18 protein-coding genes and 5 pseudogenes are annotated in these 16,969 nt (G+C 61.7%); 14 read left to right on the top strand and 9 right to left on the bottom strand.

Features of this window, described 5'->3' with window-relative positions:
• Nucleotides 1-61: 61 nt before the first annotated feature.
• The 8 genes from ABRP28_RS20975 (at nt 62) to ABRP28_RS20940 (ending at nt 6,288) form a co-directional block, all read left to right on the top strand.
• The gene (locus ABRP28_RS20975; protein WP_350006229.1) at nt 62-1,525 is read left to right on the top strand and encodes a Rieske 2Fe-2S domain-containing protein; all 1,464 of its coding nucleotides are present in this window, start codon (nt 62-64) and stop codon (nt 1,523-1,525) included.
• 3 nt (nt 1,526-1,528) lie between these two features.
• Entirely contained in the window at nt 1,529-2,128 is a 600-nt protein-coding gene (locus ABRP28_RS20970) for a 3-phenylpropionate/cinnamic acid dioxygenase subunit beta (RefSeq protein ID WP_013603012.1), read from the top strand.
• On the top strand, nt 2,125-2,463 hold the full coding sequence (locus tag ABRP28_RS20965) for a hypothetical protein (RefSeq protein ID WP_013603013.1): 339 nt from the start codon (nt 2,125-2,127) through the stop codon (nt 2,461-2,463). Before ABRP28_RS20970 ends, ABRP28_RS20965 begins: the two co-directional genes overlap by 4 nt.
• Before the next feature lie 16 nt (nt 2,464-2,479).
• Complete coding sequence (locus ABRP28_RS20960; RefSeq protein ID WP_013603014.1) at nt 2,480-2,674, top strand: ferredoxin; 195 nt, start codon at nt 2,480-2,482, stop codon at nt 2,672-2,674.
• Nucleotides 2,675-3,907: an FAD-dependent oxidoreductase gene (locus tag ABRP28_RS20955; protein WP_350006231.1), complete on the top strand. Its 1,233-nt coding sequence runs from the start codon at nt 2,675-2,677 to the stop codon at nt 3,905-3,907. It begins immediately after the preceding gene.
• The gene (locus tag ABRP28_RS20950) at nt 3,907-4,653 is read left to right on the top strand and encodes a class II aldolase/adducin family protein (RefSeq protein ID WP_350006233.1); all 747 of its coding nucleotides are present in this window, start codon (nt 3,907-3,909) and stop codon (nt 4,651-4,653) included. Before ABRP28_RS20955 ends, ABRP28_RS20950 begins: the two co-directional genes overlap by 1 nt.
• A gap of 47 nt (nt 4,654-4,700) precedes the next feature.
• Complete coding sequence (locus ABRP28_RS20945) at nt 4,701-5,501, top strand: IclR family transcriptional regulator (RefSeq protein WP_374153024.1); 801 nt, start codon at nt 4,701-4,703, stop codon at nt 5,499-5,501.
• A 250-nt stretch (nt 5,502-5,751) separates the two neighbouring features.
• Nucleotides 5,752-6,288: a CoA pyrophosphatase gene (locus ABRP28_RS20940; protein ID WP_169998749.1), complete on the top strand. Its 537-nt coding sequence runs from the start codon at nt 5,752-5,754 to the stop codon at nt 6,286-6,288.
• 808 nt (nt 6,289-7,096) lie between these two features.
• Here ABRP28_RS20940 and ABRP28_RS20935 read toward each other — a convergent pair.
• The 4 genes and pseudogenes from ABRP28_RS20935 to ABRP28_RS20920 form a co-directional block, all read right to left on the bottom strand.
• Nucleotides 7,097-7,441: a helix-turn-helix transcriptional regulator gene (locus tag ABRP28_RS20935; protein WP_012311535.1), complete on the bottom strand. Its 345-nt coding sequence runs from the start codon at nt 7,439-7,441 to the stop codon at nt 7,097-7,099.
• Nucleotides 7,438-8,691, bottom strand: a complete 1,254-nt coding sequence (locus ABRP28_RS20930; protein WP_350005768.1) for a site-specific integrase — start codon at nt 8,689-8,691, stop codon at nt 7,438-7,440. The genes ABRP28_RS20935 and ABRP28_RS20930 overlap by 4 nt, the downstream gene beginning before the upstream one ends.
• Before the next feature lie 213 nt (nt 8,692-8,904).
• Nucleotides 8,905-9,456, bottom strand: a pseudogene (locus tag ABRP28_RS20925) (Abi family protein); the annotation flags it as partial.
• A complete protein-coding gene (locus tag ABRP28_RS20920; RefSeq protein ID WP_350005770.1) occupies nt 9,426-9,941 on the bottom strand; it encodes an Abi family protein in 516 nt (171 codons plus the stop codon). The gene ABRP28_RS20920 and the pseudogene ABRP28_RS20925, both read right to left, overlap by 31 nt.
• A gap of 218 nt (nt 9,942-10,159) precedes the next feature.
• Here ABRP28_RS20920 and ABRP28_RS20915 point away from each other — a divergent pair, with 218 nt between their 5' ends.
• The 3 genes and pseudogenes from ABRP28_RS20915 to ABRP28_RS20905 all read left to right on the top strand — a co-directional run bounded on the left by ABRP28_RS20915 (nt 10,160) and on the right by ABRP28_RS20905 (nt 10,969).
• Nucleotides 10,160-10,465, top strand: a complete 306-nt coding sequence (locus tag ABRP28_RS20915) for a helix-turn-helix transcriptional regulator (RefSeq protein WP_350005772.1) — start codon at nt 10,160-10,162, stop codon at nt 10,463-10,465.
• Between the two features lie 98 nt (nt 10,466-10,563).
• A pseudogene (locus ABRP28_RS20910) lies at nt 10,564-10,821 on the top strand (zinc-binding dehydrogenase); the annotation flags it as partial.
• 13 nt (nt 10,822-10,834) lie between these two features.
• Nucleotides 10,835-10,969, top strand: a complete 135-nt coding sequence (locus ABRP28_RS20905; RefSeq protein WP_169998703.1) for a zinc-binding dehydrogenase — start codon at nt 10,835-10,837, stop codon at nt 10,967-10,969.
• A gap of 47 nt (nt 10,970-11,016) precedes the next feature.
• On the opposite strand, the gene ABRP28_RS20900 is transcribed toward ABRP28_RS20905, so the two are convergent.
• The gene (locus ABRP28_RS20900; protein WP_350005774.1) at nt 11,017-13,389 is read right to left on the bottom strand and encodes a pyruvate dehydrogenase; all 2,373 of its coding nucleotides are present in this window, start codon (nt 13,387-13,389) and stop codon (nt 11,017-11,019) included.
• 230 nt (nt 13,390-13,619) lie between these two features.
• Here ABRP28_RS20900 and ABRP28_RS20895 point away from each other — a divergent pair, with 230 nt between their 5' ends.
• Nucleotides 13,620-14,192, top strand: a complete 573-nt coding sequence (locus tag ABRP28_RS20895) for a TetR/AcrR family transcriptional regulator (protein ID WP_350005776.1) — start codon at nt 13,620-13,622, stop codon at nt 14,190-14,192.
• A 6-nt stretch (nt 14,193-14,198) separates the two neighbouring features.
• Here the strand turns inward: ABRP28_RS20895 and ABRP28_RS20890 are convergent.
• Nucleotides 14,199-14,598 (bottom strand): annotated as a pseudogene (locus ABRP28_RS20890) (acetyl-CoA C-acyltransferase); the annotation flags it as partial.
• A gap of 51 nt (nt 14,599-14,649) precedes the next feature.
• Here ABRP28_RS20890 and ABRP28_RS20885 point away from each other — a divergent pair.
• Nucleotides 14,650-14,931: pseudogene (locus tag ABRP28_RS20885) on the top strand (pyruvate dehydrogenase); the annotation flags it as partial.
• Nucleotides 14,930-15,137: pseudogene (locus tag ABRP28_RS20880) on the top strand (hypothetical protein); the annotation flags it as partial. The pseudogenes ABRP28_RS20885 and ABRP28_RS20880, both read left to right, overlap by 2 nt.
• Before the next feature lie 148 nt (nt 15,138-15,285).
• Here the strand turns inward: ABRP28_RS20880 and ABRP28_RS20875 are convergent.
• The 3 genes from ABRP28_RS20875 to ABRP28_RS20865 form a co-directional block, all read right to left on the bottom strand.
• Nucleotides 15,286-15,846: a class I SAM-dependent methyltransferase gene (locus ABRP28_RS20875; protein ID WP_374153008.1), complete on the bottom strand. Its 561-nt coding sequence runs from the start codon at nt 15,844-15,846 to the stop codon at nt 15,286-15,288.
• Nucleotides 15,847-16,365: 519 nt separating this feature from the next.
• A complete protein-coding gene (locus ABRP28_RS20870; RefSeq protein WP_350005784.1) occupies nt 16,366-16,629 on the bottom strand; it encodes a hypothetical protein in 264 nt (87 codons plus the stop codon).
• Between the two features lie 26 nt (nt 16,630-16,655).
• Entirely contained in the window at nt 16,656-16,805 is a 150-nt protein-coding gene (locus ABRP28_RS20865) for a hypothetical protein (protein WP_350005786.1), read from the bottom strand.
• Nucleotides 16,806-16,969 lie beyond the last annotated feature (164 nt).

The following is a 16,969-nucleotide window of genomic DNA, read 5'->3' as shown; positions in this document are numbered from 1 at the left end:
TATGCTCTGCAGCGCAGAGAATCTAGAACTTAGCATGCGGGCCCAACGAAGGAGACCTTCCATGACAGACCAGACAAGCGTTATCCAGGACGTGCAGCGCGGCATGATTCCTGCGCACATTTACAACGATAAGGAGATCTTCGAGCTCGAAAAGGAGCGCCTTTTTGGCCGGAGTTGGCTCTTCGTTGCCCACGAGTCCGAGGTGCCCGAAGCCGGCGACTACGTTGTGCGCCGTGTACTCGAGGATTCATTCATCATTTCCCGAGACGAAAAGGGCGAGATCCGTGCTCTTTTCAATATGTGCCTCCACCGGGGCATGCAGGTGTGCCGGGCCGAGATGGGAAACGCCTCGCATTTCCGCTGCCCCTACCACGGCTGGTCCTACCGCAACGATGGACGCATCGTGGGTCTGCCCTTCCATAAAGAGGCCTACGGTGGGGAAGAAGGCTTCAAGAAAAAAGGGCAGACCCTGCTCCCGGCTCCTTCACTGGGCATATACAACGGGCTGATTTTCATCAGCCTTGACCCTGACGCGGAACCTCTCGAGGACTTCCTGGGCGACTTCAAGTTCTACATGGATTACTACACCAAGCAAAGCGCTGACGGCATCGAACTCCGGGGCCCCCAGCGGTGGCGGGTCAAAGCGAACTGGAAGATCGGCGCCGAAAACTTCGCCGGCGACATGTACCACACTCCCCAAACGCACACGTCCGTTGTTGAAATCGGTCTCTTCCGCGAACCCAAGGCTGAGAAGCGCAAGGATGGAACAACCTACTGGGCCGGCAACGGCGGCGGTACCACCTACAAGCTCCCCGAGGGGACCTTGGAGGAACGGCTTCGCTATGTCGGCTACCCCGACGACATGATCGCTCGGATGAAGGAGCAATGGAGCCAGGAGCAGCTCGATGTAGTCGGCAAGGACGGATTCATGGTCTCGGCCGCATCGGTCTTCCCAAACATGAGCTTCGTCCACAACTGGCCCCGCGTAGAGGAAGACTCCGACGAAGTCCTGCCGTTTATCTCCATCCGCCAGTGGCAGCCCATCAGCGAGGACGAGACCGAGATCGTCTCGTGGTTTGCCGTGGACAAGAACGCCTCTGAAGAGTTCAAGGCCCTGTCGTACAAGGCATATCTCATGTGCTTTGGCAGCGGCGGCATGTTTGAACAAGACGACGTTGAAAACTGGGTCTCGCTGACCAGCACGGCGGGCGGCCCTATGGCCCGCCGTCTGCTGCTCAACAGCCGGATGGGCATGCTGGAAAACGGGCAGAACGTCGTAGAACCCCTGACCTCCGATGAGTATTCTGGACCAGGTTCCACGCGGGTCGGCTACAGCGAATACAACCAGCGTGAACTCCTGCTGCGGTGGGCTGATCACCTCGAACGACCGATGGAGAAAGCGGCCCAGCTGCACGTCGGAACCGATCCTATTCAGGCACCCGCGGCTGCCGAGTCGGATCCTTCACGGGCCGCCGTCGGGAGCACAGCCATGCCGGCCGACCAGATCCTCACAAAGGAGGCCTAGGCCATGAGCGTTGAAACCGATCGCAACGGCAAGACCCTTTCGGAGCAGTCTGTTCTCGGTGGCCATGCCCCACGCACCCAGAGGATAGGGGAATCCCTCCCGTTCGATGATGCGCTCCACCTTCAGGCGCACCGTTGGCTGGTTGACGAAGCCTACCTCCTGGACGCCCAGGACTATGACGCATGGATGGCACGGATTGCTGAAGACGTGCATTATCTGATGCCCGTCCGGGTGACTACCGCCCTGGGTGCCGGTTACAGCACGTCCCCCGGTATGGCCCATCTTGATGAAAACAGGTACTCGCTCAGCCGGCGGGTGGCCCGGTTTGCCACAGAGCATGCCTGGACTGAAGACCCTCCCTCACGGTTGCGCCACTACATCACGAACGTTCGGACGTTCCGCACAGACAATCCGAACGAAATCATCGTTGATTCGGCGGTGCTGCTCTTCCGCAGCCGGGGCGATGTGCGGGAGGCCGCTACGGTGTCCGCTGGACGTGAGGACCTTCTGCGCCGCACCGGTACCGGATGGGAGCTGGCGCGTCGGACCATCATGGTGGATGAGTCGGTTATCCGCATGCAGAATCTGGCCATATTCCTATGAAAATTGGTTGGGAAGGCGAGGAAGAAGACCGCCTTGCCGCCATTCGCGCGGCAGAGGAACGCGTCCGGCTGGAAGCGCATGCCACTGGCGCTCCGATCGTGATTGCCAATGAGTTTGCCGAGGTGCATATCACAAGGGTGGAGACCCGCAATGGCTCCCGGCTGATGATCAAATCCCCGCGCTCCGCGCAGTGGGTTTCTTTGTGCCCGCTGGAACTCGAGGCGCTGACATGGCAGGCGCCGGCAACGTTTTCGGCCATGATCGGAAATCCATTCGGTCCGCTCATCGCCGAGGATGAACGACCGCCCCAATTCAAGAAGAACAGCAACACTTAGGCCAAGGAGTTTGAGCATGCCAGTCGTAAAAGCAGACCTAGCAGCCTGCCAGGGGTACGCCAACTGCGTTGTCGGGGCGACCGATTATTTTGATCTGGATGACGACGGGATCGTAGTTCTCCTCAAGACTGAAGTACCCGAGGCTGACCGAGCCCGGGTCGTGGAGGCAGCCCGCAGCTGCCCCGTTTCCGCCCTGATAGTGGAGGACTAATTGAATACAGTAACTGTCATCGTGGGCTCCTCCATCGGGGGTGTGCGGACGGCACAGTCCCTACGCCTGGAGGGATACGAAGGACGTATCGTTCTCGTCGGTGAAGAAACGGAACTGCCCTACGACAAGCCGCCGTTGTCTAAGACTGTCCTGGCAGGTACAGCAACTGAAGCCTCCATCTGCCTACTGGACCGCGGCCAAGCCCAGGAATTAGGAATAGAGCTGCAACTTGGACGTGCAGCAACCGGGATCGACATCGCAGGAAACCTGCTGAATCTGCAAGGTCAGGAAGCTCTGCACTTCGACAACCTGGTCATAGCCACAGGCGCCTCCGCCCGCCCATCGCCGTGGGGGCAGCGGCCTGGCATCCATGTTCTTCGCACTCTCGACGACGGCCGGAGCCTCCGTGCGGACCTCGCAAAGGGCGGACATCTGGCCGTTGTCGGCGCAGGTTTCATCGGCGCCGAAGCCGCGGCGACAGCGCGGGCGCTTGGTCTGGAAGTGACAGTTATTGACCCACTCCCGATCCCTATGAGCCGCATCTTCAACGCGGAAGTCGGACAGTGGTTCGGAGACCTTCACAGTAGCAATGGCGTGAAGACAATCTTTGGTACCGGAGTCGAGGCCATCGACGGCGAACAGGGCTCTTTCACCCTGCGGCTTACCAACGGTCAGAACCTGGAGGCCGCCACAATTCTGGTCGGCATTGGCGCCGTTCCCAACGACGCCTGGCTCGGTTCTTCGGGTCTGCTCGTGGACAACGGTCTGGTGCTCGACGAATACTGCCGCACCGTGGACGCCCCGCATGTCTATGGCGTCGGCGACGTTGCACGATGGCGGCACCAAAAACATGGCGAAGATATCCGAATCGAGCACTGGACAAACGCCGTCGAGCAGGCCGCGTGCGTAGCTTACAACATCACCCATCCAGAGACTCCCCGCGCCTACACTCCCGTCGAATACGTCTGGAGCGACCAACACGATTGGAAGATCCAGGTGGTCGGCCGGGTAGGCGGAAACGCTGAACACGTTATCATCGGGCATCCGGAAGTTCACGGACGCTTCGCCGCTCTCTATACGGTCGACGGTATCAACTTGAGCGGTGCCGCCATCGTCAACTGGCCTAAGGCGCTTCTGGCCTGCCGCCGTGGGATGGGTACGGGAGTCACAGTCCAGGAACTGCGGGAAAAACTCGAACCAATGCTGAACCCCCAGCCCCTGACGGCATCATGATGGATCAGAGTCAGCCACCCCTGACACATGCAGGGGAGAGGGAAGCGATTGCTTTGGCATGCCGTGTGCTGGCACACCGTGGCCTGGCAGACGGCATCCTCGGCCATATCAGCCTTCGAATCGGCGAGAATAAATTGCTCGTCCGCTGCAGGGGTCCCCAGGAGCGGGGATTGGCATTCACCGAAGCCGACGACATCCGCTTGGTGGACCTTGACGGCAATCCCGCTGCTGAAGGCGAACTGGAAGAGGGCTACACCGTACCCAACGAGCTTCCCCTACACACCGAGCTGTTACGACAACGCCCAGACATCAACTCGGTCGTCCACGCGCACCCGCCGCGGGTCGTCGCAGCTGACCTCGCCGGGCTTGGCGTCCGCCCGATCGTCGGAGCCTTCGATATTCCCGGCACCCGCCTGGCAGCAGGCGGGGTACCCGTGTATCCCCGAGGGGTGCTGGTCAGGAACCGCCAGTTGGCGACGGAAATGCTCCACGCTATGGGTGACCGCCCTGTGGTGCTGCTCCGCGGACACGGGCTGACCAGCGCCGCGGAGACAGTAGAGCAAGCAGTGCTTCAGGCAATCAGCGTGGATATTCTGGCAGGATTGTCGCTTCAGGTCACGGCAGCGGGGGGTACCCTCAAAGACCTTCCGGACTCGGACATGGCGGAACTGCCAGACCTCGGCGGGTCGTTCAACACGCAAACGGCATGGAGACACGAACTGGCTCGGATGAAGGCATCTGGGTGAAGCTCGCCGACAGGAAAGTGCAGCGACTGACGCCCGTGCTGGGTACGATGGCAGGCATGCAGTCTACAGAAACGGGGACGGCGTCCAAGTACGGTCCGCCGCCACAGTACCCCATCGAATCTGTTGACAATGCATTGCGACTGCTCCTCCTATTCGAAACCCAGCCCAGCATCCGGTTAACAGATGCGAGCAACTATCTCCGTGTCGCGTCGTCGACAGCGCACAGGCTTATGGGGATGTTGCTTTACCGAGGCTTTGTGCGGCAAAACCCGGCTACTCGCGCCTATGAGCCAGGCCAGGCGCTGAGTTCCATCGCCTTCGCCGTCAGACGCCAGGTGGACATAAGAACGCTCGCTCGTCCTGTACTTGAACAGGTGTTCAAAGAAACCGGTGAAACGGTCCACTTCGCCAGGCTCGAGGGGAAAGACGCCCAATTCCTTGATGCCATAGAAAGCTCAAGGGCAGTGCGGGTGGGTTCCCGCCAAGGCATGACTCTGCCAGCCAACTGCACTGCTACAGGAAAGGCGATGCTGGGCCGGCTCACCCAGGAGCAGCTACGAGCCCTGTACCCAAACCAAGACCTCCCCAGTTTGACGGAAAATTCAATCACGTTACGGGCGGACCTTGAGGCCGAACTCGACAAGATTCGCCGGATAGGATATTCCACAAGTCAAGAAGAAAGCGAAGACGGTGTCACCTCGGTTGCCGTATCCATCACGGGACCAAGCGGCACACTTTACGGAATCAATGTTTCCGTACCGGCTCACCGAATGTCTGACAGTTTGCGAGCCGAACTTGGGGGAAAGCTCGGTGTAGCCGCTGAGCATCTGCAGGGGCTGCTGCTTTAGCCCATCCGTACCGGTTCTTTGGCCGCCCACCGTGTCCTGCGCGACCGGCGCACCCCCGGACGTCCATTACGCAGGTCACGGATGTATGAGCGGGGAGGATGCCAGCCATTTTCTTGGGGGAACTTGGACTGGATCAGGTCTGAACACCGGGGCAACCCCGAGAGTTTCGGGGTTGCCCCGGTGTTGGAACCCGGGCAGGATGAAAAATGGGTATCTGATTTGATTGCCAAAGATCACTCCGGAGAGACGAATGCAGGAGCTGCGCCAGGCCTCAGTCGCTATACCTTTCTATAGGGATAAAAAGGGGAAGCTTCGCCTAGTACTGATAAAACGATCAGAACGCGGACAACACAGAAGCCAAATTTCTCTGCCCGGAGGTAACCGGGGGCCAAAGGATGAAGGGCCCTGGGCCACGGCCCTTCGAGAAGCTAGCGAAGAGCTTGGACTGAACGCCGAGCAGATTGTTTTGCTGGCTCAACTCGAACAAATCGAGACTCATACAACCCACTACCGAATTTCACCTTTCGTAGTGCAATTGCAAGGGATAGCACCAAGCTTTACCTGGAAGCCTCAAACGATGGAGGTGGACGAGGTGCTCGATGTCTCGGTAGATGTGCTGGCATCCGATGATGCAGTAGGGGAAGATGAAGTCGACTTCCCAGGCTGGAACTCTCCGAGGAGAGTTGCCGTCCGGAGGGCTCACGGTCATACAATTTGGGGCCTGACTCTCCGGATCCTCGAACCTGTAATGCCTCAGGCACTGGCAGGTAGATGGAACATAACGTGACCCTACCAAGTCCGCGCGCCACTCTTTGTAGGAGAGGTTTCTCGTGGTTGCTGCGGAGTTGACCGTGGCATTGGTCCGGGGATGGAGCCGCCCTTCGTGCGTTGGGCAGGAGCGGGCGCTGCGCTGCCTGCTTGACCGGGTCGAAGTCATATTGGACTCCTACGACCTGGACTTGGCGGACGACTGGCGGGACAGGCTCGAAGAGCAAATGTTCGAGGACATGGACAGCGACATGCGCTACCAGAACGCCATGGACGGTTTCGAAAACGACGTCGAGCGCGGGCAGGATCCGGTTGTGAGCCGGATTGCCCCGGAGGTGCTCAACCCGCCGGCGTCTTGGGAAGCTCGTTGGAAGCCGGGCGGGAGAGTTCGATCTCTCGGTCACCGATTCATTGAGCAGCGGCTCTCGGGCCGGGTGGAGTCGGTCAATATCTTGATCAGGCGTTTTAGCCGCAGGTCGGGCGGGTCATTTGGCCTGAGGAGCTCCGTCAGATCGGTGGTGAGTACGCAGGAGATGCAATGCCCGCCGCGGAAGCGCTCAGCCTCGCGGCCGCAGTTGTCACAGGTGAGGTTCGTCGTGATGCCGGCGCACTCCCGGCAGATGTCCTCGCCTGTATCGGTCCGGCCGGGGAGCATTCTGTCGGCGCCGCAGAGCGGGCATCGGCCGTATCGGTGGGTTGCGTTCGTGAAGCAGATGCCGCAGATGCGTCCGTCTGGCCAACGGACCCGGATTTTTCCGGTGGTCTTTCCGCAGCGGTCGCAGCCCTCGCTCGTCCTGTTGGAGCGGGGACGGCCACGCGGCTTGAACTCACTGCTCATGGGGGCGGGTAATGCGCGCCCGAACCGGCCGGTAGGCGGCCAGAAGGGGGACATCCGTGCCGTCGCCGACCGCGGTTCGACGGCGCTGAGTGCGGGCGTCCGTTGCGGTGTAGGTGAGGATTTCGTTGGCTTCGACCTTGAAAATGTCGCAGAGCGCAGCCAGGACCTGGAACGAGATCCGATCCGGGTTCTGGCCGACGAGCCGGTAGATCTGCGACTCGGAGAGCGTAATGCCGCGCTCCCGAAGCGGAGCAACAAGATCACGGCTGTTTCGCATCCCGGCGCGTGCCATCAGCTCCTTGACGCGAAACTGGTAGTCGATCTGACGGTTCATCGTGGTGTCTTTCCGGAAGGCGTTGTGGGTTTGGTCAGCACCCTGCTGTTGCTGGCCAGCAGGGTGCTGTTGAGAACGCGTTCGAGTTCGCGTGCGGCATAGTCGGGGGAGGGCAGGGTGTAGATCGTGGTCGTCGATGTGTGCTCGTGGCCAACCTGCATTGAGATGAACTTGGTGTCATATCCGTGCTCGGTCTGCATATGCGTGACATAGGACCGGCGCAGGGAGTGAAGATCAAGCCCCGGCGGAAAGCCGAGTTCATCAAGGAACCCGCGCATCCGAGCCCGGAGGTTCTTTTCCGGAACCAGGCCGCCACGGTCAGTCGGGAAGAGGTCGCCGACAGGCTGCCCATACCGGGGAAGACCGCGCCTGACCCAGTCATCAACCGCCTCGGCCGCCCAGTCCAGAAGGGTCAGGACGGACCGCTGTTTCTTGGGGGAGCCCTTCTGCGGCTTCCCGAACCGGACGCGCAGAATGCCGTAGTCACCAAAGTACGGGGCCTTAACATTGCGGGAAAAATCCACGAGGCTGAGGTGACGAAGCTCGTCGCGCCGAAGGCCCCAGCCGTAGGCGGTCTTGAAGGCCACGGCGTCACGCCAGGCGGCAAGAGCGCCCTTGCGCCCCGAATTAATGATCCGTTCGACCTCCAGGTCGGCCAGGTCGAAGAATGCCTGCAGCTCCTCGAGAGTGAAGGCACGCTTCTCTGGACTCATATCGGCATCCTGGACGTGCCGGGCCTTGTTGAACTCGGTGATCACCTGGGAAAAGGTGGTCCCGAAGAGCCGCCCGCAGTTCTCGTTCCACGGGTATTCAGGGTTGGTCGCATACTCGCAAAACAGCTTGATGTCCGTCTGGTACGCCCGGACGGTGGAAAGGGCAAGGTTCTCAACACCGCGCAGATGGGCGAACAGCTCATCCGCGTCGACCGGGCCCCATTCCCACGGATACTTGCCCGAGAAGTCCGACAGGCGCATCACCGAGGCGACCCGGCGCTTGGTCGTCTGCAGGGTGAAGTTCTGCGCCAAGTGGGATCTCTTCCACCCGGTGAGCACCTCGCTCAGGAACGCGTCACGATCCGGCTCCCGATTCGGCAGCGGCAAGAACGCGAGACCGCCGAACTTATCACCCAAGAAGCCTCCAATGCCGACTGCAAGTTTTGCAGTCAGAATGCAAAAAATGCAAACTGCGAGCCCAGGATGCCTGATACGACGCCAATTTGTGGACATGCAGCGCAGCACGTCCGGGCTCACCTGAACGGATCCCTGCCGTGACCAGACAAACAAACCGGCCGCTCACAGCCGTTATCTAGGCCTAAACAAGCCGTTATCGAGAGTGGACGTATTCGCAGAAATTGCGAACAACCTTTTTACAGCTTGACATAAGATCCGTTATCGGCGTTTAAGTCACGGGAGTAGAAGTAGCTGTGAGAAACTCCCATTCCATAACTAAATCGTCTCCACAGGTCAGGCGCTTGGCTTCCACAAGTCCAGGTCCAACCAGTCAGCAGGGAAGCCCATGCTGACGTTGGGAGATAGGAGCTCGGTCCCGTCCGGGGCTGGAAGTTCGATGTCGAGCTTTTTGATCTGCGTCTTGAAGGTCAGATGCCAGTTGGAGCCACTGCTGTGCGACCTGAGCATGAACGCCAGGACGGCGGCGTAGATGTAGAGCCTTTGTCGTGGTTTGGGTGTGTTCGTGAAGTCGGAGCCGACCAGGTGAGTCAGAAGGTCGCCGTGGGTGTCGTGTTGCCCGAACGCGATCGGTCGTTTGAAGGCGCGGTTGAAAAGGCGGGACCCGTGCGCGCACGCATTGCGGAAGTCGACCATCATGCGCAGCATCGCCCCAAACCGGCTGGGGTGGGCGAACCCGAACATGCGCGCTACCTCGCGGGCGTCCGGGGTCTGCATGAGCTCAAAGAGATAGGGCAGGTTTCCGAAGCTGAGGACCTCGGTTACGGCCCAGATAGGCGCGTCCTGGTGGGGATACTTCAGTAGGTGGTGCTTAAGGAAGTCTTCGTCTTCGGCGCCGGACTTAACCGCGTCCCGCCAGGTCGTGGTCCACGCATCGAACTTTGTACGTTTGCCAAGGGATTGATCTCCGCTGAGCTGGTCGCAACTGCGCGCCTCGAGGAATTGCTTGTCCGCGTGGCTGCAACGTTCTTCGCCGCGAGCGTGTGGGCCATGGCTGCCCTCAAGCGAACTTCGAAGTCCAGCAGGCCTTCCTGGCGGACCCGGGCCAGCTTGAAGTCGAAAGCTTCCAGCTTCAGGACGTGCTCAATGCTCGCCCCGGCTATGTAGTCATCGGAACGGTATTGGTGCAGACGCGCATCGATCTTTTCAGGTGGAAGCAGCCGCCGGAAAACGTACCGGTACGCGCCAGAGCGGAAGTAACCAACACGGGTGAGGAAGTTAAGCGCTGCGGTGGGGTCAGGAATGGCGAGGCCACGGGCTTCGAGTTGTCCCAGTAGCTCGTCGCGCTCTTTAAATTCCTTCGTATACTCCACGCATCACCGTATGTCGCTTAATGAAAATTGCCCCCTTGAGCCGGAGCTCAGAGGGGGGCAATGTCTGATGGCAAAAATGTAACACATTTACCCGGGTAGCGGGTAAACGCCCTCGTTTAGGGTTGCCACGTCAAGGTGAAGGGCGTCCGGGGCCAGGTCGGTCGGGTGACGCTTCAAGCGGTCGCAACGTCGGTTACCGCTGGAACTTTCGGCAACTGATGGCCCAACGTAACCTCTGGAAAACCACCGAGTTCCTCCCCCTCCTCAAAGCGCGGGGCATCAACCTCTCCAACGCCCAGGTCCACCGGCTCGTCACCGGAACACCCGAACGCATCCCTGCCCAGACTTTCGCGGCCCAATGCGACATCCTGGAATGCACGCCCAACGACCTGTTCGAACCCTTCGTGCAGATGCGTGCCGCCAAGACCGCCAATGCCCAAAAAAGGCCGGAAGACCTGGGAATCGCACCCGGCGCACCGAGCGCCCGCCGGATCCGCGTGCTGCCACCGGACGAGGATGCCTAGGCCCCGAAAAGCCGGGGTCTCCACTTTCGCCATTATGTTCGCTGCCGCGGCAGGAGCCCGTGTGCGGCGACGTCTTCGAGTGCTGAAAGCTCACCGCCGCCCGTGCCATCAGCGTCGACGAGGGATTTCTCTACACAGATCTTGAATGGGTCCAGCAGGTGCTCGAAGCTACCGGAGGCGGTGTGGACGTCATCATCAACGGTGCCGGTGCCAACCTGGCGGAAGCCATGGGATGTCTGAAACCAGGAGGCTGGATCGTCGTAGTGGGCTCAACTGCCGGGAGCACGGTTAGGACCGAAGTCCCGGACCTCTATTTCGGGCAATATCGATTCTCGGGCGAACCTTGGAAGCCCTGATGATTTTGCGCAGATGCTCGATCTGGTCGACAAGCACCAGATCCGCCCGCTTATCGACTCCGTCTACCCGCTGTCGGAGGTCGCCGAGGCGCACCACCATCTCGAATCCAGAAAACATCTTGGGAAGCTCGTCCTAAGCCTTGGCTAAAGATGTTCGCGCTGTGACGACCGCGAGGCCGGCGTTTTCCTAGAACCTTAGCGGACGAGGTTTAGTGCAACATTGACGATGGATTCTTCGTCGATGCCGTGGATCCGGTAGGCGTCCTGCAGATCAGAGGACTGGCCGAAGTCCTTCACTCCCAGGGAGATGGTTCTGTCGCCGCGGGCTCCGGCCAGGAAGGACAAGGTGTGGGGGTGTCCGTCCTGGACGGTGACGAGGGGCGTGGGGGCGTGCCGGGGAAAGAGGGCGTCAATGATGTCGAATCCGCTCCCGATGGTTCCTTGGTTGAGTGAGTTGCGGCGCTGGAGGGATTCGAAAACCAGGTCGGGGCTGGTTAGGCAGACGACGCCGGCGGTGATTCCGAGCACCTTCAGCCGCTGGGCTGAGGCGATGACTTCCGGCATCATTGCCCCGACGCCGACAAGCGTGACGCTGTCCTCGGCCGGGTTGTGGTCGGTCAGCCGGTATCCGCCGGCTACTGCGTGCCGACGGCGCCGCTCGAGCAGCACATCGTCCGCCGGCATGGCAGACAGGGACTGGTCCAGCGGACGCGTAGTCAGTCGGAAGTAGGCCGAGCGTCCGCCGGGAACACCGATCCGGCTCATGGCTTCGAGCATGCACCACTCGAGATCCTGGGCGAAGGCGGGCTCCCAAGCGGTGCACTCGGGTTGCTCCAGGCCGATGGACGGAGTGGTGATGGACTGGTGCGCCCCGCCCTCCGGTGCAAGGGTGACTCCTGAAGGCGTTGCGATCAGGATCGACTGGCCACCGGCATACATGCCGAAGGACCACGGTTCGAGGGCGCGGGCCACGAACGGGTCGTAGATGGTGGCGATGGGGATGAGCGGCTGGCCCCAGCGGCTCCAGGTCGTTCCGAGTTCTGAGGCCAGACCCACGAGATTGGTTTCGGCGATGCCGAGTTCGATGTGCTGGCCGCGGGAGTTTTCAACCCAGCGGAGGACTCGTTCGGGGTCGTTGGTGAACCAATCCCGGCGTTCACCGACGGACCACACTCCGGTCTTGTTGATCCAGCCGCCGAGGTTAGTGGAGGAGGCAACATCGGGGCTGCAGGTGACCACACGGTGGGCCACCTCCGGCGCGGCCCGTTTCAGGTCAGAGAGGAACCGTCCCAGTGCGGCTTGGGTGGAAATTTTGTCGCCGTAGCCCCATGGAAGGGACACCGGGACCGGGACTGACGGGGCCGGGGCGAGTTGCGGGCGACTGAGCCGGCCGGCTGCCTCGGCGCATACCCGGTCCTCGACGGTGCCGGGCTGGAACTTGCGCCAGGGGTCCGATAGATCCATCCCGGAGGTCTCCGCCAAGGTTTCCATCTGATCCTTGGTCAGGAGTGCTGAGTGGTTGTTCGGGTGGCCTTCGGTGGCAAGGCCGCGGCCCTTGATGGTGTAAGCGAAGATGACGGAGGGCCTGCTGCGGTCGACCTGCCTGTAGGTGTCCAGCAGCAGTCCGATGTCATGTCCGCCGAGGTCGCGGACCGCCGCGGCCTGCTGCGCAGCGTTGAGTGAGCGCAGCAGGGTTTCCATGGCCGGGGTGCAGCCGCTGGCGCAGAGGCGGTCGAAGATCTCCGAGTGGGGGGACCGGAGCATCCGCTGGTATTCCCCGTTCGGCATGGCCTCCAGGCGGCGCTGCAGATCCACACCGCCTGGACGGGTGAAGAGTTCCTGTACGCGGGTCCCCCACTTGCGGGTCAGGACCTGCCAGCCGGCGGCTTCGAACATGCCCTGCAGGCGCAGAATCTGGGAGTCGGGGACCACCCGGTCCAGGGACTGTCGGTTCAGGTCAACGATCCAGAGCAGTTCGCCGAGTTTCACCACGGTTGGGTCGGCGACGGCTTCCCAGATGGCGCCTTCGTCCAGTTCGGCGTCGCCCAGGAGCCCGATAAAGCGGCCGGATTTGCGCGAATCGGCGTACCTGTCGCGGACGAAGCGGTGTGACATGGCGGCCCAGATGGTGGCCGTGGCCCCGATGCCCACGCTGCCGGTGGAGAAGTCCACCGTGTCAGGGTCCTTTGACCGGCTGGGGTAGCTCTGGAGGCCGCCCTTCTGCCGAAGCGTTCCGAGTTTCTCTTCGTCCAGGTCGTCCAGAAGGTAATTGAGGGCGTGCAGAACGGGGGAAGCGTGCGGCTTGACGGACACACGGTCCGCCTCAGTCAGCTCGGAGAACCAGAGCGAGGTCATGATCTCCACCATGGAGGCGCTGGAGGCCTGGTGTCCGCCGACTTTGATTCCACTGGCGTTGGGGCGCCCCCGGTTGGCGGCATCCACGATGGCGACGGCCGTCCACCGGACCCGCCGGGCGATGTTCTCCAGAACGGCTGTCCGGGAATCTGCTTCCTCCGGGGCTGCGGCGCCCCAGGGCCGGGATGTCACCTGAGCGTCTTCCACCTTCATGACGGTCTCCTGTACAAGTAAGCGTTCGGCGCTTAATGCTCCTCACGGCGGTGAACAAGGTTGATTGCCCCTTGCTCGGGATGTCCCGGATGAAGTTACATCACGGAATTAACTAAGAATAACTTCTCAAATGCTAGCCGAGGGCAATCGAACTGAGAAGAGCTTCGCAGTAGATTCTGGGGTATCTTGGAGGCGTGCACAAGCCTGCTAGATCTCCTCGAGCCGATGCGGTGAATTCCAGGCAGAAGCTCCTGGATGCTCTGGGGCGTCTTCTCGAACACCAGGGCCTGGATGTCACGCTGCCGGAACTGGCGCGGGAGGCCGGGGTCTCAAGCGCTACCGCTTACCGGCATTTCGATGACGTCGAAGAAGTGCGGGCGGAGTTCTACAACCGAATATTCGATCGGGTCATTAGGGCGATTGAGGAGCTGACCGAGAGGTACACCGGATTGGACCTCTTCCATCGGGTCTGCCAGACCTGGGTGGAGCTGGAGCTTCCTTGGTCCCGCGCGGCTACGTATATCCGCAGTGCCGAAGGCATTCTGGAGCGGGTCCAGCGCGGTGAGCGCCTGAGCTCCTCGTATCACCGGCTGGTAACCGGAGTGCTCGATCAGCTCATCGCGGCAGGCGTGATCCCTGCGCAGGACACCGATTACGCCGCCCTGCTCTGGCTGACGATCTTCGATGAGCGGGTCTTCGTCGATCTGCATACAGCCAAGGGGATGGAGTCCTACGAAATCAGCCACCGCCTCGGCACGTCACTGTTGGCTGTCCTGAAGCAGGGCGACCATTACCTTGCCTAGCCACCGTTAGGAGACGCGACGGAACAGGGCTGCGAGAGCTTGGCCTCCACCGATGCATATCGTGACGATGCCGAGCTCAAGGTCCCGGCGGGCCAGATCTTTTGCGACCCGCAGGCTCAAAATCGCGCCCGTTGCGCCGACGGGGTGACCAAGTGCGATGGCTCCACCGTAGGGGTTTTGTCTTTTCGGGGTCGAGTTTGGCATCGCGGATGACGGCAACGGCCTGGGAGGCAAAGGCCTCGTTGAGTTCGATCGTGTCGATGCCCGCCGGTGTTGTGCCGGTCTGTTCGAACAGTTTCTTCAGGGCAAGAACGGGTGCGTAGCCCATCAGCCCCGGCTTGAGGGCAGCGGTGGCGACCGACTCCAGTGTGACCAGCCCGGTGAGCCCGCACCTTGGGGCCGTACTCGGCGCAAAGGGTCCTGCGCGGCTGGTCTTCTTTTCATTGCTTTGCAGCTGATGGGCTCCGGCAACGCCTGGGGCGCCGCAGCCCCGGAGGAAGCAGATTCCCGGACAGCCGTTCTGGAGAACATCGCCCGGCGGGTCCGGTGGACGGCCGTCGCCATCGTGGATGCCGCCAACCGGGGGCGCCCCAACGCCAGTGGAATCAAAGTCGGCGGACACCAGGCCTCCAGCGCCTCCATGGTGGAGATCATGACCTCGCTCTGGTTCTCCGAGCTGACTGAGGCGGACCGTGTGTCCGTCAAGCCGCACGCTTCCCCCGTTCTGCACGCCCTCAATCGCCACCATCTACGACCCGTTCGTGGCCCGCGCCCTCGAGCCGTGGTCCTTCGGCATGTATTCCGGTGGCCAGTCGATCCTGATCGGAACGCCTTCGGGAGTCACCCTTGCACCGGGCGCACCAGCCCATCACCACTCCGTCCATCGGCCTGGAGCAACCCGAGTGCACCGCTTGGGCGCCCACCTTCGCCCAGGCTGTGGCATGGCCAAGGATGTGCGCGACCGGCGGCGCGAGCGGATGGACGGAAAACCCGAATCTCCGGTTGTCGCTGACCGTAAACCCTGCATCGGTGATCGCCTTAAGCGTTTCCCTGTTCGGGTGGCAGCCGCCGGATACTTGCTTCCAGAACGGGGTCAGGAAGTCCTCCGCCACGGCAAAGACCCCATGTCGGAGCGGACATGCTCATAGAAGGCCAGCACCCCACCCGGCCGCAGGACCCTGCGCGCCTCAGCCAGGGCCGCGGACTGCTCAACGACGCTGCACAAAACAAGACTGGTGACCACCGCGTCAGCACTGGCATCGGCAGCAGGGACAGCCTCCGCGGCCCCGGCAACGACGATGACCGGAACCGGAGCAGACACTGCCCTGCTTGCGGCCAAAGCGCGCAGGTAATCATCAGGCTCCACCGCCAGAACCTCCGTGACCGTGGCGGGGTAAAGCGCGAACGCGGACCCGGCCCCGGCCCCTATCTCGACGACCCGGCCATACAAACTACTCAGCAGATCCCAGCGGTGCTCAGTAACGCCCCCTCGGTTCATGCCTTCAACCGCCCGGGCATAGGCGCGGGCAAAGCGGGGATGCTGCAGCCCGCCGGCCCAGCAGGAGCCGGTGGGCCCGGGAGGGTCATTGTGCACCGCCCGCATGGTAGCTGCCCAGGGCTGCGAAACCCGCCCGACATCCTTCTGAAATAGCATCCTGACGGCCCTGCCATCGCCACACCCTTGGACTCCAGTCCCCCCGCTGCAGGACCAACCACCGGCCACACTCCCCTCCCTGACGAAGGCAGCACCAGCCGTCAAGACCGGCCCGGCCCTACTAGCCATGCACCGCAGACAGCCTCAGCCGGGAAAGGTATCGTAGGGTCATCCCAAACCCACGGAGGACGTTATGGATAACGAGAACCTTCACCAACAGGACATTCCGGACCGCGTGCGTTCCAGCACTCCTAGCACGTCCAGGCCGGACTCGACCGCGAAATCGAACGCCACATCGACACTTACGCCGACCGGTCAAAAGCCGACATCACTAAACGCATCGAGGAACTCGACCACGAATGGGACGTCGAACGGCTCCTCGACTCAATGCCTCGTCCCTGGCCTTCATCGGCACGGTACTGGGAGCGACAATCAACCGGAAATGGCTGCTGCTCCCAGCAACTGTCCTGGCATTCCTGTTCCAGCACGCCGTCCAAGGCTCAAAAGACAGGTTCATGGTCAATTCTCCTGGCTCAGGATTGCGGCGGCGGCCCTGTAAAGGGCGCCTTCAGGATCACCCGGCAAGCGGTCCGTGGGCCAGCCGACGTGTTTGTCAGGGCGGACCAGTACGGGGCCGTTTTCGGCCACGCCGCGCAGTTTCGCCCAGTCGCAGTATAGGTCCGTGACGTCCTGGCCCGGGCCGATGACGGAGCCGAGGGTGACGCCGAGCCGGTCGCTGACTTTCTGCGCGGCGGCTGACCAATCCGGAAACCCATCAGCCACGGGCTGCGCCGGTGAATTCTGCCCGGTCAGTCCACGGGGTCCACTTCGTGCCAGCCCACCCAGGCGGATGAGGTCAATGTGACGGTGGGGGCCGCCAGCTCCGCCTCCCACAGTGCCAGGTCCTGCCTGCGGGTGACGTGGAACAGCAGTCCCAGGTGATGCGCCAGAAAAATCATGGGGTCTTTCCCTTCCAAGCGGATTTCAGCAGCGGTTCCAGGTCCGCAGCGACGGTGCTGCGGGATTCGACGGCGGCACGTGGGGCGTTATGAGATACACGGCTTCGGGTATTTGCTCTTCGCGGAATCCGAGGCCGGCCGGTGTTTTTCTGCGTCTTACCCGA

It is taken from the genome of Pseudarthrobacter sp. WHRI 8279, from assembly GCF_040224115.2.
Classification (GTDB): domain Bacteria; phylum Actinomycetota; class Actinomycetes; order Actinomycetales; family Micrococcaceae; genus Arthrobacter.
The sequence above is the reverse complement of the archived record's forward strand: the minus strand, read 5'-3'. Positions and strand labels throughout refer to the sequence as shown.

What these genes read in the sequence shown, in the direction of transcription:
- ABRP28_RS20935 (WP_012311535.1), bottom strand. Translation starts at nt 7,441, where the DNA reads ATGAACCGTCAGATCGACTACCAGTTTCGCGTCAAGGAGCTGATGGCA.
- ABRP28_RS20945 (WP_374153024.1), top strand. Translation starts at nt 4,701, where the DNA reads ATGGCAGGCATGCAGTCTACAGAAACGGGGACGGCGTCCAAGTACGGT.
- ABRP28_RS20975 (WP_350006229.1), top strand. Translation starts at nt 62, where the DNA reads ATGACAGACCAGACAAGCGTTATCCAGGACGTGCAGCGCGGCATGATT.
- ABRP28_RS20970 (WP_013603012.1), top strand. Translation starts at nt 1,529, where the DNA reads ATGAGCGTTGAAACCGATCGCAACGGCAAGACCCTTTCGGAGCAGTCT.
- ABRP28_RS20960 (WP_013603014.1), top strand. Translation starts at nt 2,480, where the DNA reads ATGCCAGTCGTAAAAGCAGACCTAGCAGCCTGCCAGGGGTACGCCAAC.
- ABRP28_RS20900 (WP_350005774.1), bottom strand. Translation starts at nt 13,389, where the DNA reads ATGAAGGTGGAAGACGCTCAGGTGACATCCCGGCCCTGGGGCGCCGCA.
- ABRP28_RS20905 (WP_169998703.1), top strand. Translation starts at nt 10,835, where the DNA reads ATGCTCGATCTGGTCGACAAGCACCAGATCCGCCCGCTTATCGACTCC.
- ABRP28_RS20950 (WP_350006233.1), top strand. Translation starts at nt 3,907, where the DNA reads ATGGATCAGAGTCAGCCACCCCTGACACATGCAGGGGAGAGGGAAGCG.
- ABRP28_RS20965 (WP_013603013.1), top strand. Translation starts at nt 2,125, where the DNA reads ATGAAAATTGGTTGGGAAGGCGAGGAAGAAGACCGCCTTGCCGCCATT.
- ABRP28_RS20865 (WP_350005786.1), bottom strand. Translation starts at nt 16,805, where the DNA reads ATGATTTTTCTGGCGCATCACCTGGGACTGCTGTTCCACGTCACCCGC.
- ABRP28_RS20915 (WP_350005772.1), top strand. Translation starts at nt 10,160, where the DNA reads ATGGCCCAACGTAACCTCTGGAAAACCACCGAGTTCCTCCCCCTCCTC.
- ABRP28_RS20875 (WP_374153008.1), bottom strand. Translation starts at nt 15,846, where the DNA reads ATGCTATTTCAGAAGGATGTCGGGCGGGTTTCGCAGCCCTGGGCAGCT.
- ABRP28_RS20940 (WP_169998749.1), top strand. Translation starts at nt 5,752, where the DNA reads ATGCAGGAGCTGCGCCAGGCCTCAGTCGCTATACCTTTCTATAGGGAT.